We start from the raw sequence: 17,098 nt of genomic DNA on the forward strand, positions 1-17,098 counted from the left end.
GGGAACCCGTTTCCCGCTCGCTTACACGGCTCCTGATTCGTCAGGGGCCGTTTCGTTTTTAGTCAGGCATGGTATTCTTTGCGCCTTCAGCCTGACGCCTGGCGTCAAATGTCGTTATAATCACGCCATTCGGGCGAATTATTTTAAAAACTGAGGCAAGTGTTATGGTACCTGTGGTCGCGCTGGTTGGGCGTCCCAATGTGGGAAAATCTACGCTATTTAACCGTTTAACACGCACACGTGATGCGCTGGTGGCGGATTTTCCTGGACTGACTCGCGATCGCAAATATGGTCGCGCCGAAGTGGAAGGGCGCGAATTCATTGTTATTGATACCGGCGGTATTGATGGCACCGAAGAGGGCGTAGAAAACCGCATGGCGGAGCAGTCGCTGCTGGCGATTGAAGAAGCCGATGTGGTGCTGTTTATGGTGGATGCGCGCGCGGGCGTGATGCCGGCGGATCAGCAAATCGCCAATCATCTGCGTGCCCGTGAGAAAGCCACCTTTGTTGTCGCCAACAAAACTGACGGTATCGACCCGGAAGCGGCGGTGCTCGATTTCTATGCGCTGGGCTTAGGCGAGATTCACGCCATTGCAGCTTCGCATGGCCGCGGCGTTAACAGCCTGTTGGAAACCGCACTGTTGCCGTGGATGGAAGAAATCGTTCCAGAAGTCGAGCTCACTGAAGAAGAAGAGAACGCCGCCTATTGGGCCGATTTAGAAGAAGAGAGTGAGAAGGCGCTGGAGGAAGAGGAAGAAGAAGATTTCGACCCAACCACACTGCCAATCAAACTCGCTATCGTTGGCCGCCCGAACGTGGGTAAGTCAACGCTAACTAACCGCATTCTTGGCGAAGACCGTGTCGTGGTCTTCGACATGCCGGGCACCACGCGCGACAGCATCTATATTCCGATGGAACGTGACGGACGTGAGTATGTCCTGATTGATACCGCTGGCGTACGTAAGCGCGGTAAAATCACCGAAACCGTCGAAAAATTCTCAGTTATCAAAACGTTGCAAGCTATCGAAGATGCTAACGTGGTGATGCTGGTGATTGATGCGCGTGCCGGAATCTCCGATCAGGATCTCTCGCTGCTCGGCTTTATCCTGAACAGTGGGCGCTCACTGGTGATCGTGGTCAACAAGTGGGATGGCATGACGCAGGAAGCCAGAGATGAAGTCAAAGAGATGTTGGACTTCCGCCTGGGCTTTATCGATTTCGCGCGCATCCACTTTATTTCCGCCCTGCACGGTAGCGGCGTCGGCAACCTGTTCGAATCGGTGACCGAAGCGTACGACTGCTCCACCAAGCGTGTGGGCACCGCAATGCTGACGCGCATCATGACCATGGCCGCCGACGATCACCAACCGCCGTTGGTGCGGGGTCGCCGCGTGAAGCTGAAGTATGCGCACGCCGGTGGTTATAACCCGCCAATTGTGGTGATTCACGGCAACCAGGTGAAAGATCTGGCTGATTCCTATAAGCGTTACCTGATGAACTACTTCCGTCGTTCACTCAACGTTATGGGTACGCCGATTCGCATTCAGTTCAAAGAAGGCGATAACCCGTACGCGGGCAAACGCAACCTGTTGACGCCAACGCAGCAGCGTAAACGTCAGCGTCTGATGTCGCATCTGAAGAAGAACAAGCGTTAAGATGAGAAGGGCCCAGCAGGGCCCTTTTTTTTCACCTGTAACTTGTAGTGGCGCCATTTATGGCGACCGCCATCCAAAGCGCAGAGGATAATGGATGAACTTTTCCTGCCCAACCTGTCAGCAACCACTCACTCTCAGTGAAACCGGTTTTGACTGCCCCAATTGTGAACGTCATTTCGATCGTATCGCCTTATGCCCGGATTGCCATCGGCCGTTACAAGTGCTGAAAGCCTGTGGCGCTGTCGACTACTTTTGTCAGCACGGCGACGGTCTCATCTCGAAAAAGCGCGTCGAATTTACGCCTGCCTTCATCGCAGATTAAAAACTCCGGATTCCACGCCTAGAGTTATTAACCAGTTACGCCTGGATTTGTAGCAAAAATGCTATTAACCAGTGACTGCCGCGTTATGGATATTCACTTTTTATTGTACCAGGTGGTACAATCCTGCCGCCTTGTCGCGAGAATCACTCTCACCTACGTTGTGTCCTCGCTCACAAGCGCCGAATCACGGGCATTGCACCCGTATCAATAGATATAAAATAAAGCGTAACGGAATAGTTCCTGTCTCCCGCTGCGGCTGGGGCCTTGTCATCGGCTGCCACAGATTTATCGGCGCCAGCGCTTTATTTTTTCAGGAGAGTTTTTGTTATGGCAGAAAATTCCGCTCGTCCCGGCAAAGGGCTGAGCATCTGGTCCGTACTGTTTGGCCTGGTCTTGCTGGCAATCGGCTTGTTCTTCGCAATCGGCGGCGGCAAGCTGGTCGCGCTGGGCGGCAGCTGGTACTTCCTCATCGCCGGTATCGTTATGTTGCTGTCGGCCATTCAGTTCTTCCGTCGCAAATCATCCGCCGTCACCCTGTTTATTCTGGTGTTTGCTGGCACGCTGATTTGGTCACTGTTTGATGCAGGCCTGCATTTCTGGCCGCTGGTCTCGCGCTTGATGGTGCCGGCCGGCTTGATGCTGTTTGCATTCCTCACCTGGCCAGCCCTGCGTAAAAGCGAAGGCAAAAGCTCCCTGGCGAAAGCCTCTTATGTGCTGTCTGCGGTGATCGTGGTGGGCATGGTGGCGACTTTCGTGCAGATGTTCCAGCCGCATCCTACCGTGGCATTTGACGGTAAACAGCTGCCGCTGATTCCGGTCGATAAATCAAAACCTCAGCAAGACTGGAGCAGCTACGGCCGTACGCCGGGTGGCGACCGCTTCGCTGCCATCGATCAGATTACCCGCGACAACGTGAAAGATCTGCAGGTTGCCTGGACTTTCCACACTGGCGATACGCCAATCAGCCCAACCGGTAACGGTGCGGAAGATCAGCAAACCCCGCTGCAGGTAGGCAACACGCTGTTCCTGTGCACCCCGCATAACAATGTGATTGCGGTTGCCGCAGACAGCGGTAAGGAAATCTGGAAACGCGAAATCAACGCGCAGGCAGAAGTGTGGAACCGCTGCCGTGGCTTAGCCTATTTCGATGCGACTAAACCGCTGCAGCAGCCAACCGAGCCGGGTTCAACGCCGGTTACTGCCGCTGTGCTGCCTGCTGGCGACACCTGTCAGCGTCGTATTCTGATGAACACCATTGATGCGCGTCTGATTGCTATCAACGCCGACAACGGTGAGCTGTGCGACACCTTCGGTACGCACGGTGTGGTTGACCTGAAAACCGGTCTGGGCAGTGCGCCAGATCCGCAATATCAGCTGACGTCACCGCCAGCGATGGCCGGTACCACTGTTGTTGTGGGTGGTCGTGTCGCCGATAACGTACAGACCGACATGCCTGGCGGCGTGCTGCGTGGTTTTGACGTCATCACCGGTCAGATGCGTTGGGCGTTTGACCCAGGCAATGACGACCCAAATGCGGTGCTGATGCCGGGTAAAAATTACACCCGCAGTACGCCAAACTCGTGGGCGCCAATGTCTTACGATCCGGCAATGAACACCGTGTTCCTGCCGATGGGTAGCTCGTCAGTGGATCTGTGGGGTGCGAACCGTACCAAACTGGATCACACTTACGGCGCATCAATTCTGGCGTTGGATGCCACCACCGGTAAGCAGAAGTGGGTTTATCAGACCGTGCATAACGATCTGTGGGACTTCGACCTGCCAATGCAGCCGAGCCTGGTCGACTTCCCGATGAAGGATGGCACCAACAAGCCAGCCGTCGTTATCGGCGCGAAAACCGGCATGATCTGGGTGCTGGACCGCCTGACTGGCAAGCCTTTGACCAAAGTTGAAGAGCTGCCGATGCCGCAGGGTCACATCCCGAACGAGCAGTACACCAAAACTCAGCCGCACTCTGTGGAAATGCCAAATATCGGCAACCAGAAAATGACTGAGTCGGATATGTGGGGTGCAACACCGTTTGATCAGCTGGCGTGTCGTATTGCCTTTAAAGGTATGCGTTACGATGGTCTGTTCACCGTGCCGGATACCGATAAATCCCTCAGCTTCCCAGGTTCACTGGGCGGTATGAACTGGGGCGGTATCTCGTTTGACCCGAACAACCAGTACATGTTCGTTAACGACATGCGTCTGGGTCTGTGGGTACAGATGATCCCACAAGACACCAGCAAAACGGCGGCCAGCAACGGCGGTGAAGCCATCAACACCGGTATGGGTGCGGTTCCGCTGAAAGGCACACCGTACGCGGTGAACAAAAACCGCTTCATGTCGCCGCTGGGCATTCCGTGCCAGGCTCCGCCGTTCGGTACGCTGTCAGCGATTGACATGAAAACCCGTCAGATCGTGTGGCAGGTGCCAGTGGGTACGGTAGAAGATACCGGTCCGTTTGGTATCAAAATGCGCGCGAAAATGCCAATTGGTATGCCGACCTTAGGCGGCACGCTGGCAACGCAGGGTGGCCTGGTGTTCATCGCGGGTACGCAGGATTACTATCTGCGCGCTTTCGATAGCTCAACCGGTAAAGAAGTGTGGAAAGCACGTCTGCCAGTCGGCAGCCAGGGCGGTCCAATCAGCTACGTTTCGCCGAAAACCGGCAAACAGTACATCCTGATCTCCGCAGGCGGTGCACGTCAGTCGCCAGACCGTGGTGATTACGTGATTGCTTACGCGCTGCCAGACAGCAAGTAAGTTAAAAAAGGAGAAAGGCCGACATCATGATGTCGGCCTTTTTTTTATCACCCTCCGTGGCACATCTCTTCCTTTAAGGCACCTTAATTACTGCTGCTTAGAAGGGCGACGGCTTTTTTGACCTCCTTTTCTTCCAGCTTCCCTGGCTCTTTCAGGATCGTTTCTGAAATTACCCCCACTGACTTTGCCGCCAGCGCTACCGGCTTCCCTGGCGCGCTCCGGGTCCTCTGCAAAGTTCCCGGCACCACCTCGTTGCTTTTTTTGTGTCATAGCAGAGACCTCATCTAAGGGTGTTTTCTTCGACGTGGACTAGCTAGCCACATAATGAGTATAGTCAATCAGTTACGCTCTGCCTTGAGAGATCTCCGATAACCTATTCACCGTCTCGCCACAGCGATTGCAGCTCGGGGGGCGCCAGTTGTTCGGGAATTAAAATCACGAAACTTCCCGCTTCGCGATGGGTGGCGTAGGTGATTTGAATGCGGAAGTAGCGCTGATCGCCACGCCCGACATTTGCCGCCTGATCTTCCGTTTCCCCCAAGGGCATTGCCTGTTCCAGCACCTCGCAGACGCGCTGCTTTTGCGGTTCCGGCAGTTCCGCCAGCGTAAAGCGCCGCTCTCCGCGCAGTTTAGGGATAAAAGCGATTCCGCCTTCCCGCGCCAGTTCGATGATTGCGTCATCGGTCAGTTGGATGTCCATGTTACGCCTACCTGCTGCCAGGCGGATTGGATCTTTTCCGCCACTGAGCTGTTGAATCGTTGATTGGCGTGCTGCACGGTAAAGCGCGCAAAGGTGCTGAAATCGGCATCCTGCGGCAGCGTTTTGTCGCACAGCGTGTCGTACCACGCTTGACCGGCCTGTTCCCACGCAAAGCCGCCCAGCGCTTTAGCGGCGAGGTAAAAGGCGCGATTGGGAATGCCGGAATTGAGGTGCACGCCGCCGTTGTCGTCACGCGTTTCGATGTAGTGCGCCATATCGGCCGGTTGCGGATCTTTACCCAGCACCGGATCATCGTAAGCCGTTCCCGGTGACGACATCGAGCGCAATCCGCGCCCGTTGATGCCCTGCGCCAGTAAACCTTCGCCGATAATCCAGTCGGCCTGATCGGCGCTCTGCTTGAGGTGAAATTGCTTCACCAGCGAACCAAACACGTCAGACATCGATTCATTCAGCGCGCCTGCCTGTTGGAAATAGATTAATCCCGCTTCGGTTTCTGTCACGCCGTGCGTCAGCTCGTGCGCCACCACATCCAGCGCGATAGTGAAGCGATTGAAAATCTCGCCGTCACCGTCACCAAACACCATCTGCTGCCCGTTCCAGAAGGCGTTCTGATACTCCTTGCCGTAATGCACGGTGCCATCGAGCTTGAGGCCTTTATTGTCCAGCGAGTTGCGTTGGTAGATTTGCCAGAAGAAATCGTAGGTAATGCCGAGATAGTTCCAGGCTTCTTCGGCTGCAACATCACCATTTCCCGGCTGGCCTTCTTCGCGCACCAACGTGCCGGGCAGATTTTGCGTCCCTTCGGCGTCATAGATAGCACGCAGCACTGTGCCTGACTGAGCGGTGGTGGTGCTTGCTGGTTTAGCGTTATGTTCGCCCATCAAGTGCTGGACGTGGGTGAGGGTGCGGCGCGCGTAGTCTTGCTGCGCGCCGGAGCAGTTATCAATGATATTGCGCAGAATGTAGGGAGGAATAACGCTGTAAGACATAAAAAACTCCTGGCCATTGAGGTACATGCCAGAAGTATAGTTTTCCCGCTATGAACGCGCTTTGCGGCTCCGGGATTTCTGCGGTTCGAGTGCGGTAACCTGGCTTTCCACCCAACCATCGTCCAGCCGGGTGCGCAGCAAGTCGCCTTTGCTCAGCTGTTGAGTTTTCTTCACCACCTGACCTTGGGTGTCGGTGGTTACGCTGAAGCCACGCGCCAGCGTTGCCAGCGGGCTCACGCCTTCCAGCTGTGCCGCCAGCGTGCCAAAGCGCTGACGATTGTGATTGAGCTGCTTCTCCATGCCCTGCTGTAAGCGATAGTGCCATTGCTGGAGCTGCTGCTGAGCGCGCAGAATACGTCCCTGCGGCTGCTGGGCGTTAAGGCGTTGCAGCAGGCGATCCTGCTGACGATTGGCCACACGCATGCGCTGGTCCATCGCTTCACCGAGACGGCGCTGCAGCTGGAAGAGCGCGGTTTGCTGGCGTGCCAGACGCAGCTGCGGATGCTGCTGCTGCAAGCGGTGCTGAATGCGCGTGAAGCGACGCTGCTGCTGAGCCAGATAGAAATCCATCGCCATCTCCATGCGCTGCTGCTGCGACTGCAAACGGCGCAACAGTTCAAGCTGATTACGGCTCACCAATTCTGCCGCAGCAGACGGCGTCGGCGCACGTAAATCCGCTACGAAGTCAGCGATAGTGACATCGGTTTCATGCCCAACGGCGCTGACAATCGGCAGGCGGCTGGCAAAAATCGCCCGCGCCACGCGCTCGTCATTGAAGCTCCACAAATCTTCCAGCGAACCGCCGCCACGACCGACAATCAGCACGTCACACTCATCGCGCTGGTTAGCCAGCTCAATGGCACGCACAATGCCAGCCGGCGCATCCACGCCTTGCACCGCGGTGGGATAGATAATCACCGGCAGTGAAGGATCGCGTCGATGCAGCACGCGCAGCACGTCGTGCAGCGCCGCGCCGGTGGCGGAGGTAATCACGCCCACCTGACGCGCCGGATCCGGCAGCGGCTGTTTGAACTGTTGATCGAATAAGCCTTCCGCGGCTAAACGCGCTTTCAGCTGCTCGAATTGCTGCTGCAGCAAGCCTTCACCGGCCGGATGCATGCTTTCGATAATCAGCTGATAATCGCCGCGCGGCTCATACAGCGTGATGCTGGCGCGCACTAACACTTGCTGGCCATGTTGAGGACGGAAGGTGACGCGACGGTTGCTGTTGCGAAACATCGCGCAGCGCACTTGTGCGCCATCATCCTTCAACGTGAAGTACCAATGACCGGAAGAGGGCTGAGTGAAATTTGAAATTTCAGCGCTGAGCCACACCAGGCCCATCTCATTTTCCAGCAGTTGGCGCACCGTAGTGTTCAGGCGGCTGACGGTAAAAATATTGGCGGTTGGCGGTAGCGACATGTGATGTAGATCAAATTTCAAATCAGAGGGTTAATCAACTGATACTACATTGCTTGCCCCGAGGATCAAGACATTTTCTGAAAAAACACTGGAGGCAATCGGTTTCGGCCTGTATAATGCCGCGGCAATATTTTATCTGTTTTAATCGCCCCCAGGTGGAGATATTGCAATGTTAAGAATCGCTAAAGAAGCCCTCACATTTGACGACGTTCTGCTCGTTCCCGCTCATTCCACTGTCTTACCGAACACCGCTGATCTCAGCACTCAACTGACGAAAAACATCCGTCTGAACATCCCCATGCTCTCCGCTGCAATGGACACCGTGACCGAAGCCGGTCTGGCGATTGCGCTGGCGCAGGAAGGTGGTTTGGGCTTTATTCACAAAAACATGTCAATTGAGCGCCAGGCGGATGAAGTTCGTAAGGTGAAAAAACACGAAAGCGGCGTCGTTACCGATCCGCAAACCGTGCTGCCAACCACCGCGCTGGCGGCGGTGAAAGAGCTGACCGAACGTAACGGCTTCGCCGGCTACCCGGTCGTGAACACCGACAACGAGCTAGTGGGCATCATCACGGGGCGTGACGTGCGTTTTGTTACCGACCTGACCTTGCCGGTTTCCGCGGTGATGACCCCGAAAGAGCGCCTGGTAACGGTGAAAGAGGGTGAAGCACGTGAAGTTGTGCTGCACAAAATGCATGAAAAACGTGTTGAGAAAGCGCTGGTTGTTGATGACAGCTTCCACCTGCTGGGCATGATCACCGTTAAAGACTTCCAAAAAGCCGAACGTAAACCTAACGCGTGTAAAGATGCGGAAGGCCGTCTGCGCGTAGGCGCTGCGGTTGGTGCCGGTGCGGGCAATGAAGAGCGCGTTGATGCGCTGGTTGCTGCCGGTGTTGACGTGCTGCTGATTGACTCATCACACGGTCACTCTGAAGGCGTGCTGCAGCGTATTCGTGAAACCCGTGCAAAATACCCGAACCTGGAAATCATCGGCGGCAACGTTGCCACCGGCGCAGGCGCATTGGCGCTGGCGCAGGCCGGCGTGAGCGCGGTGAAAGTGGGGATCGGTCCTGGCTCAATCTGTACCACGCGTATCGTCACTGGTGTTGGCGTGCCACAGATCACCGCGGTTTCTGATGCGGTTGCCGCGCTGGAAGGCACCGGCATTCCGGTTATCGCTGATGGCGGCATCCGCTTCTCTGGCGACATCGCTAAAGCGATTGCAGCAGGCGCAGCGGCCGTCATGGTCGGTTCTATGCTAGCTGGTACCGAAGAGTCTCCGGGCGAAATCGAGCTGTATCAAGGCCGTTCGTTCAAGTCTTATCGCGGTATGGGTTCACTGGGCGCGATGTCCAAAGGCTCTTCAGATCGTTACTTCCAGAGCGATAACGCCGCTGACAAACTGGTACCGGAAGGTATCGAAGGCCGCGTGGCCTATAAAGGCCGCCTGAAAGAGATCGTGCACCAGCAGATGGGCGGCTTACGCTCTTGCATGGGCCTGACGGGTTGCCAGACCATTGACGATCTGCGCACCAAAGCGGAGTTCGTGCGTAACAGCGGCGCGGGCATCAATGAAAGCCACGTGCATGACGTGACCATCACCAAAGAGTCACCAAACTACCGCATGGGTTCATAATCCCGTAAAATTTAGCGCCCGGCACCCGCCGGGCGCTTTTATTATTAAGTCCATCCCAATGGAAACGCCTCAATGACGACTGAAAATATTCATAAACATCGCATTTTGATCCTCGATTTTGGTTCTCAGTATACGCAGCTGGTTGCGCGCCGCGTGCGCGAGCTGGGTGTCTACTGCGAACTCTGGGCGTGGGATGTCACCGAAGAGCAAATTCGCCAGTTTAACCCGAACGGCATCATTCTCTCTGGCGGTCCGGAGAGCACCACCGAGCTGAACAGCCCGCGTGCGCCGGAATACGTGTTTAACGCGGGTGTGCCAGTGTTGGGCGTCTGCTACGGCATGCAGACCATGGCGATGCAGTTGGGCGGCAAGGTTGAAGGCTCTAACGAGCGCGAATTTGGTTATGCGCAGGTTGAAGTGCTGACTCAGAGCGCGCTGGTGCGTGACATCGAAGATGCGATTAGCGCAGCAGGTAAACCGCTGCTGGACGTTTGGATGAGCCACGGCGACAAAGTCACCGCCATCCCAGCCGGTTTCGAAACCGTTGCCAGCACCGAAACCTGTCCGTTTGCCATCATGGCTAACGAAGAGAAGAAATTCTACGGCGTGCAGTTCCACCCGGAAGTGACGCACACGCGTCAGGGCCTGCGCATGCTTGAGCGTTTCATTCGTGACATCTGCGGCTGTGAAGCGCTGTGGACGCCAGCCAAAATCATCGAAGATGCGGTTGAGCGTATTCGTCAGCAGGTTGGCGATGACAAAGTGATTCTCGGTCTGTCTGGCGGCGTGGACTCTTCTGTGACCGCGATGCTGCTGCATCGCGCCATCGGCGAGCGTCTGACCTGCGTGTTCGTGGATAACGGCCTGCTGCGTCTGAATGAAGCTGAGCAGGTGCTGGAAATGTTCGGTGACCACTTCGGTCTGAACATCGTGCACGTTGCGGCAGAAGCGCGCTTCCTTGATGCGCTGGCGGGCGAGAACGATCCCGAAGCCAAACGTAAAATCATCGGCCGCGTATTCGTAGAGGTGTTTGACGAGCAGGCGCTGCGTCTGGAAGACGTGAAGTGGCTGGCACAAGGCACCATCTATCCTGACGTGATCGAATCGGCGGCTTCTGCCACCGGTAAAGCGCACGTGATCAAATCGCACCACAACGTGGGCGGTTTGCCGAAAGAGATGAAGATGGGCCTGGTTGAGCCGCTGAAAGAGCTGTTCAAAGACGAAGTGCGTAAAATCGGTCTGGAACTCGGCCTGCCGTACGACATGCTGTATCGTCATCCGTTCCCAGGTCCAGGTTTGGGCGTGCGCGTGCTGGGCGAAGTGAAGAAAGAGTACTGCGACCTGCTGCGCCGTGCAGACGCTATCTTCATCGAAGAGCTGCATAAAGCTGACCTGTACAACAAAGTCAGCCAGGCGTTCACCGTGTTCCTGCCAGTACGTTCTGTTGGCGTGATGGGCGATGGTCGTAAATATGATTGGGTTGTTTCACTGCGTGCGGTGGAAACCATCGACTTTATGACAGCGCACTGGGCGCACCTGCCGTACGATTTCCTCGGCCGCGTCTCTAACCGCATCATCAACGAAGTCAACGGCATTTCCCGCGTGGTTTATGATATTTCAGGTAAACCACCTGCGACGATCGAGTGGGAATAAATCCTGCTTTGAATGCATAAAAAAACTAAGCTCGCTTGATTGCGGGCTTAGTTTTTAGTATAAGATAAAAATGATTTTTTCTTATAGTTAGATATTAATGATGTAATTATAATCGTAGATTTATACTCTATATCTTTCTAATATTGAATGTATAGTATACTTGTCACCTCTTCTATGTAGATTAAATGAATTTCTCTTAAATAAATATATTGTAGGCAAAAATGGAATTGATACCAAGTTTCGCGAAGTTAAAAGATATAATTATAGATCCCTATAATCCGCGATTTATTAATCAAGGTGCTAAGGATCAAAATCTATTGCTGCAAGATTTACTTGGGAAGAAATATGTCAAAGATCTTCTTAGATCTATGCAGGTAGATATTAAATGGGTCAATAGGATAGTCGTCCAAAGAATAACTACACATGAACATTCCGATTCATTAATAGGAATGGGAGAGTATGTTGTTGTTGAGGGAAATACAAGGACGGTGTGTCTAAAGTCAGGTAAAATTGAAGGTATAAATGAAGACTCTGAAATCCCGATATTATTAGCCGAAAAAGAAAGCGATGAAACTGACGACGATTTTCATAAAGAAATCAGGGTTACACAAGGAATAGCAAATGTAACCGTTGTTAAGGAGTGGGAGCCTATTTCTAAAGCTAGACATCTTAGGAAAATGTATGATGGATTTAGGGATGCAAACCCAGAATCAAAGCCAAGTCATATTCATAAGTTAATTGCAGATGAGTTAGGCAAGACAGTTAATGAGGTAAGACAGGCTGTAATAAGGTTTACAATTTATAAAAAAATTAGTGATTTGTCAGATACTATACCGGAAGATAAATTTGGCTATATTGAAGCAATTGATAAAAATAAAGAAACTCGAGAAATATTTGGAATGGATCCAGTAACTAATGAGATCGTTTTTGAGGAAGGAAACGAAACACATGAGATTAAGCAAGAGTTGCTTGAAAAAATACCTGATCTAATCAAGATGGCATCTAATCAGGGAATAAACACCAAGCAGTTCAGAGATGTAATTACAAATAATTTAACAGCTGATTTAGATAAAAATAATAGTTTGTTAAATGATATTGTAGATATTGAAAGCCCAATTACTTTCCATTCCTTGATTGATGGTGATAGAGCGATAGATTTAGAAGAGCAGTGGCAACTTATCCTTGATCGCATATTTGAAGATGTTTCCAGCTACCCATTAATGGAGGATTGGGCTATTGAAGATTTGGACAAACTTAAGAGTATAAAAGCTAAAATTGATAAAATTGTTACAGTATTAAATGAAATATAAAGATATAAGATTTTTGATCAACATTCTTTTTTCCTATCACTGGGAGGGGAGAGTTCGTTCTGATTATCTATTTATGGAATTAATAGATAGTATGGATGACATTTCCCTCTCGAACAAAGAAGAATATATTGATGCCCTTACTGATCCCAACTCATCGCATCATGAGAGATTTTTAAAAGATATATTAAAAAAAATAAAACAAAATGAAGACTGCCCTATAATTTCTCTTCATGACGAAGCAGATGGTATCTATCTGTCAAAAAAAATAAATGATAGAGATAGTTTGTTTATATCTGTAATTAAAAAAATAGAATCTTTTGAATTGCATGGGAAACGAAAAGGATTTTGGTTTGAGCTTTTTTGTATAGCTTTTTTAAGGGATTTTGGTATCGAGTGCAAATCCACTCAGAATAGTAATGATAAAGGTATAGATATTTTTGGTAGTTATAAGACCAATTTAAATAACTTTATTGGTAAGCTTATTGTTAACGAGGATATTTATATTCTGGGTCAGGCTAAATATTTTTTAGAAAAGGTTGACACTCCAGTTATTAGGAAATTGGTTGGTGATACTATATTTATTAGGTTTGATGAGGTTGAATATATTGAAATAAAACATAATGCTGTTCATTTAATGGTTTTTAGTCGAAATGGTTTTACTGACCCAGCCATTGAGTTTGCAAAAAAGAACAAAATTGAATTGTTTGACCAGTCAAGAATTGCCCATCTAATAGCCAATAATCCTGATGCTACATGGAGTTGCCTAAGTGTGGGAAACTAAAAATTCGCCTTATCAATATTGTTTTTTAGAGTCATATCAGGTTTGATGTATAATTAAGCTCACAAAGATATCAGGTAGGCTATTCGATTATTCATTTTATTCTTCTTGGGACGAGTTTATCAAAAAGCTATTGCAAGCGCGATTTTAAAGGGGGTTGTGGAATGTTTGGCGATAATTAAAGATGTGAGTTTGATTTAAGTTTATATTTAATGGTTTTATTTTTTAAACATAATAATATGGTCGATAAAATTAAGCGACCAATATCAAATCGATTATGCGGAAGAGTGACTGCTTGTAGATTATGTAAATCACTATTAGATAGGTATTACAAACTCACCCATTTCGATGCAAGATAGCGAGTGATTTTTACTCATCAGGATGCCGTCGATGTTGCCTTTCAAAGCCGTACTGATCTCTTTTCTTTGCATCATCTTGCTTTCATTAGGCGCGAGCTTGGCGCAGGCAACGCGAAGCGGTGAGCTCACCTCTGAACGCGGTGGCTGGGCATCCGCAAGGCGCGATTCGGCCGGTATCGCACCGGATCCGCAGCGTTATGCGGCAGAAGCTATCGTGCAGGTTTATGCTGCGCCGACTTATGGCTGGAAGGGCGCGGTGGCGGTACATCCGTGGATTATCTTCAAGCGCGCCGGTGAAACCCGCTATAACCGTTACGAAGTGATTAGCTGGGGCAGCGGCGATAAAGTGCGTCGTAACAGCAATCTTCCCGATGGTTATTGGTACGGTGCGAAGCCGCGTCTGCTGGTTGACCATCGCGGCAGTAGCGCAGAAGCGATGATTCCGCAGATCGAAGCGGCCATTAAATCCTATCCCTGGCCGACCACGTATCACGCCTGGCCGGGACCCAACAGCAATACTTTTATGGCGCATATCGGCCGCGAGGTTCCGGCATTGAAGCTCGACCTGCCGGCTAACGCGCTCGGCAAAGATTATCGCTCGCTGCTTAATCCGGTAGGTTTACCGCCGTCAGGTCGCGGCGTGCAGCTTTCCCTGCTGGGCGTGTTGGGTGTGACGGTTGGCGCGGAAGAGGGGCTGGAAGTGAACTTGCTGGGATTAAACATGGGGCTGGATTTCACACCATTTAGGCTGCGTCTGCCGTTTATCGGCGGCATCGGTCAGAATAATGTGCAGCGAGACAATCCCTAAAAATGGCCCCGATTTGGGGCCATTTTTTTAACAGACGCCGAAATCGCCGTCTTCGTGATACAGATTCACGCTATCGGCTCTGACTTCAATTTCACGCTTGATGTGATCGTCAACGCGAGCGCACCACAGCATATCGCCTTCCACGCGCAGCACCTGCATCTTTGGGCCACCGGTCTTAGACTGCACAAAATCATCCACGTTAAACATGCTTCTTCTCCGTCAGGTCAGTGATAACAACAGAGTCTATATGCACTTCAGGCGCTGTGCGCTTGATTTTGTGCGCTGTCTTCCAGCACAAAACTGAATCAAAGCGCGTTGAGACCGTTCTGGTTATTTTCTGCAGCATTCGCCGCTGAAATAGTATCGAAACACTTCGCGGTTGTCAGTTGACAACTTATTGCGGTGAGCATAAGGTAGCCAGCGATGTCAGAGAGGAAGCGGCATCCGCATAAAGCGGTCGAAGGAGCTTTGCGATATGCAGAAGCGAGAGGTTGGAAGATTGCAGTTGGCGGTCACCATGCGTGGGGCAAGATGTACTGCCCAGATAATTCGACAGAGTGTCGATGTGGGGATTACTGCATTACCTGCATCTGGAGTACGCCAAAAAATCCTGAAACGCATGCCAAACTGTTACGGCGCGTGGTGGATAACTGCAGTGAAAACCCTATGCGGGTTAAGTGACGAGGAGTGAAACATGGAATTTGAGTTTACGCTGCGTTTTCAGCTCAATGATGAGATCGACATCGATGAAGTGATCGAACGGCTCGGTTCGCAAGGCTGCACTGATGCGTTAATTGGCGCGGGGGTGGCGGGAAAATTAAGCATGACGTTCTGCCGCGAAGCCAGCACTGCACAGGACGCGGTGCGCAGCGCGTTGGAGGATGTTTTTCAGGCATTGCCAGATGCGGAACTGATTGAAGCCGCGCCAGATTTAGTCGGGCTGACGGATATCGCAGAGTTGATAGGAGTTTCGCGGCAGAACATGCGCAAGCTGATGCTCAGCCATAGCCCGCAGTTTCCGCGTCCGATTCATGATGGAAAAACAGCCATATGGCATTTAATCGATGTGCTGGAGTGGTTAAATCAGCGTGGTTCAACGCGGGTCAATCCAGCAATGAGTGAACTGGCGCGCGCAACGTTGCAACTCAATTTACAGCAGATGCTGCAACGTTACGCACACTGTTTAAAGCCTTAATGATGCAGCAAAAATATCGTCGCCAGACCAAGGAAGATAAAGAATCCGCCGGTATCGGTGATCGCGGTGATCAGCACGCTAGAGCCAACGGCGGGATCGCGTTTCATTTTGGTCATGATTAACGGAATCAGCACGCCCATCAGCGCGGCCAGCAGCAGGTTCAGCACCATCGCCAGCATCATCACGCCGCCGAGTTGCAGGTTGTCGTACATCAGCCAGGTGACGCCGCCCATAATGCCGCCCCAGAACAGGCCGTTAATCAATGCCACGCCGAGTTCACGCATGATCAGGAACGAGAAGTTACCCGGTTCAACCTGATGCAGCGCCAGCGCACGCACAATCATGGTAATGGTTTGATTGCCGGTGTTGCCGCCGATGCCGGCGACGATTGGCATCAGCGCCGCCAGCGCAACCAGCTGCGATATGGTGGCTTCAAACAGGCCAATCACGCGCGAAGCGACAAATGCGGTACACAGGTTAACCGCCAGCCAGGCCCAGCGTTTACCCACCGCTTTGCGCACCGGCGCAAACACGTCTTCGCCCTGGCTGATACCCCCCATTTTACGGATGTTGCTTTCGTTCTCTTCGTTCACCAAATCGACCACGTCTTCAATGGTGATACGGCCAATCAGTTTGCCTTGAGCATCGGTGACCGCAGCGGAGATCAGGTTATAACGTTCAAACGCGCTGGCGGCGTCTTCCGCTTTATCGTTGAGCTGAAACGTGGTGGGATGCGAATTCATCACTTCTGCGACCAGCATCTTCGGTTTGTTGAGCAGAATATCAGTGAGCGTTAACTCACCTACCAGTTGATTCTGTTCGTCGGTGATAAAGATCTTATCGGTGCCGTCAGGCATTTTTTTGCCTTTACGCAGATAGCGCTGCACCGTGGCTAAGGTCACGTCAGAGCGCACCGTCAGGATATTGAAATCCATGATCTGCCCGACGCGATCGCGATCCAGCTCGATCACGCTCATCAGTCGCGCGCGCAGGCTAGGTTCAAGGGTGGTGAGCAGACGTCCGGTTAAATCGCGCGGCAGGTAGCGCGCCAGATATACCTGATCGTCGATATCCAGCGGCTCGATGGCGTGCAGAATATCGCGATCAGACATTTCTTCCGTCAGGCTGGCCCAAACGGTTTCTGAAGCCTCAACCAGAACGTGACCGCGCTGTGCCGTCGGCACTAAACGCCACAGCGCCTGACGCTCTTCTTCCGGCAAGGCTTCGAGGATGTCGGCTAAATCCGCGGCGTGCAATTGCTGCAGCTCAAGCTCTAATTCATGACGCCAGTCGGTGATATCACGCAGTTCGGCGGCATTCAGATCGACGGATTTATCCAGCAGAACATCAACCAGATCATGCTCGTTGAGCAGCAGGTTGAGAATGTGATGACGGGTTTCAGCTAATTTTTGTGAATGCGAAGCAGACATAACGCGTTCCTTGTGTCTGTAAAGTCAGCTCACAGTGTAGCGCGTTGCGGGTAA

16 protein-coding genes are annotated in these 17,098 nt (G+C 52.0%); 10 read left to right on the top strand and 6 right to left on the bottom strand.

Features of this window, described 5'->3' with window-relative positions; translation table 11 throughout:
- Positions 1-164: 164 nt before the first annotated feature.
- The 3 genes from der (at position 165) to DEU53_RS06680 (ending at position 4,743) form a co-directional block, all read left to right on the top strand.
- A complete protein-coding gene (der, locus tag DEU53_RS06670) occupies positions 165-1,655 on the top strand; it encodes a ribosome biogenesis GTPase Der (protein ID WP_101763491.1) in 1,491 nt (496 codons plus the stop codon).
- Positions 1,656-1,749: 94 nt separating this feature from the next.
- Entirely contained in the window at positions 1,750-1,977 is a 228-nt protein-coding gene (locus DEU53_RS06675) for a zinc ribbon domain-containing protein (RefSeq protein ID WP_110866467.1), read from the top strand.
- 327 nt (positions 1,978-2,304) lie between these two features.
- Entirely contained in the window at positions 2,305-4,743 is a 2,439-nt protein-coding gene (locus tag DEU53_RS06680; protein ID WP_110866468.1) for a glucose/quinate/shikimate family membrane-bound PQQ-dependent dehydrogenase, read from the top strand.
- A gap of 87 nt (positions 4,744-4,830) precedes the next feature.
- Here DEU53_RS06680 and DEU53_RS06685 read toward each other — a convergent pair whose 3' ends face one another.
- The 4 genes from DEU53_RS06685 to xseA all read right to left on the bottom strand — a co-directional run bounded on the left by DEU53_RS06685 (position 4,831) and on the right by xseA (position 7,875).
- Positions 4,831-5,013: a general stress protein gene (locus DEU53_RS06685; RefSeq protein WP_045814915.1), complete on the bottom strand. Its 183-nt coding sequence runs from the start codon at positions 5,011-5,013 to the stop codon at positions 4,831-4,833.
- A gap of 103 nt (positions 5,014-5,116) precedes the next feature.
- The gene (locus tag DEU53_RS06690) at positions 5,117-5,443 is read right to left on the bottom strand and encodes a protealysin inhibitor emfourin (RefSeq protein WP_110866469.1); all 327 of its coding nucleotides are present in this window, start codon (positions 5,441-5,443) and stop codon (positions 5,117-5,119) included.
- Positions 5,428-6,453, bottom strand: a complete 1,026-nt coding sequence (locus tag DEU53_RS06695) for a M4 family metallopeptidase (RefSeq protein WP_110866470.1) — start codon at positions 6,451-6,453, stop codon at positions 5,428-5,430. The genes DEU53_RS06690 and DEU53_RS06695 overlap by 16 nt, the downstream gene beginning before the upstream one ends.
- A gap of 48 nt (positions 6,454-6,501) precedes the next feature.
- Positions 6,502-7,875, bottom strand: a complete 1,374-nt coding sequence (xseA, locus tag DEU53_RS06700; protein ID WP_110866471.1) for an exodeoxyribonuclease VII large subunit — start codon at positions 7,873-7,875, stop codon at positions 6,502-6,504.
- A 169-nt stretch (positions 7,876-8,044) separates the two neighbouring features.
- Here xseA and guaB point away from each other — a divergent pair, with 169 nt between their 5' ends.
- The 5 genes from guaB to DEU53_RS06725 all read left to right on the top strand — a co-directional run bounded on the left by guaB (position 8,045) and on the right by DEU53_RS06725 (position 14,419).
- Positions 8,045-9,511, top strand: a complete 1,467-nt coding sequence (gene guaB / locus DEU53_RS06705) for an IMP dehydrogenase (RefSeq protein ID WP_110866472.1) — start codon at positions 8,045-8,047, stop codon at positions 9,509-9,511.
- Positions 9,512-9,583: 72 nt separating this feature from the next.
- Complete coding sequence (gene guaA, locus DEU53_RS06710; protein ID WP_101763498.1) at positions 9,584-11,164, top strand: glutamine-hydrolyzing GMP synthase; 1,581 nt, start codon at positions 9,584-9,586, stop codon at positions 11,162-11,164.
- 221 nt (positions 11,165-11,385) lie between these two features.
- Complete coding sequence (locus DEU53_RS06715; RefSeq protein WP_110866473.1) at positions 11,386-12,474, top strand: hypothetical protein; 1,089 nt, start codon at positions 11,386-11,388, stop codon at positions 12,472-12,474.
- Entirely contained in the window at positions 12,464-13,255 is a 792-nt protein-coding gene (locus tag DEU53_RS06720; RefSeq protein WP_110866474.1) for a restriction endonuclease, read from the top strand. The genes DEU53_RS06715 and DEU53_RS06720 overlap by 11 nt, the downstream gene beginning before the upstream one ends.
- A 387-nt stretch (positions 13,256-13,642) precedes the next feature.
- Positions 13,643-14,419 (top strand): DUF3750 domain-containing protein, encoded by a 777-nt coding sequence (locus DEU53_RS06725; protein WP_008108318.1) that lies wholly within the window; start codon positions 13,643-13,645, stop codon positions 14,417-14,419.
- A gap of 27 nt (positions 14,420-14,446) precedes the next feature.
- Here DEU53_RS06725 and DEU53_RS06730 read toward each other — a convergent pair whose 3' ends face one another.
- Positions 14,447-14,626, bottom strand: a complete 180-nt coding sequence (locus DEU53_RS06730; RefSeq protein ID WP_101763499.1) for a DUF2158 domain-containing protein — start codon at positions 14,624-14,626, stop codon at positions 14,447-14,449.
- A gap of 216 nt (positions 14,627-14,842) precedes the next feature.
- Between DEU53_RS06730 and DEU53_RS23125 the strand changes: the two genes are divergently transcribed.
- Together DEU53_RS23125 and DEU53_RS06740 are read left to right on the top strand one after the other, a co-directional pair.
- Positions 14,843-15,100 (top strand): hypothetical protein, encoded by a 258-nt coding sequence (locus DEU53_RS23125; protein WP_110866475.1) that lies wholly within the window; start codon positions 14,843-14,845, stop codon positions 15,098-15,100.
- Between the two features lie 13 nt (positions 15,101-15,113).
- Complete coding sequence (locus DEU53_RS06740; protein ID WP_110866476.1) at positions 15,114-15,614, top strand: AlpA family transcriptional regulator; 501 nt, start codon at positions 15,114-15,116, stop codon at positions 15,612-15,614.
- Here the strand turns inward: DEU53_RS06740 and mgtE are convergent.
- A complete protein-coding gene (gene mgtE, locus DEU53_RS06745; protein ID WP_110866477.1) occupies positions 15,611-17,044 on the bottom strand; it encodes a magnesium transporter in 1,434 nt (477 codons plus the stop codon). The two genes, DEU53_RS06740 and mgtE, sit on opposite strands and share 4 nt — an antisense overlap.
- Between the last annotated feature and the right edge of the window lie 54 nt (positions 17,045-17,098).

The sequence above is a fragment of the Pantoea sp. AG1095 genome, from assembly GCF_003208415.1.
In the GTDB taxonomy this organism is placed as follows: domain Bacteria; phylum Pseudomonadota; class Gammaproteobacteria; order Enterobacterales; family Enterobacteriaceae; genus Pantoea; species Pantoea leporis.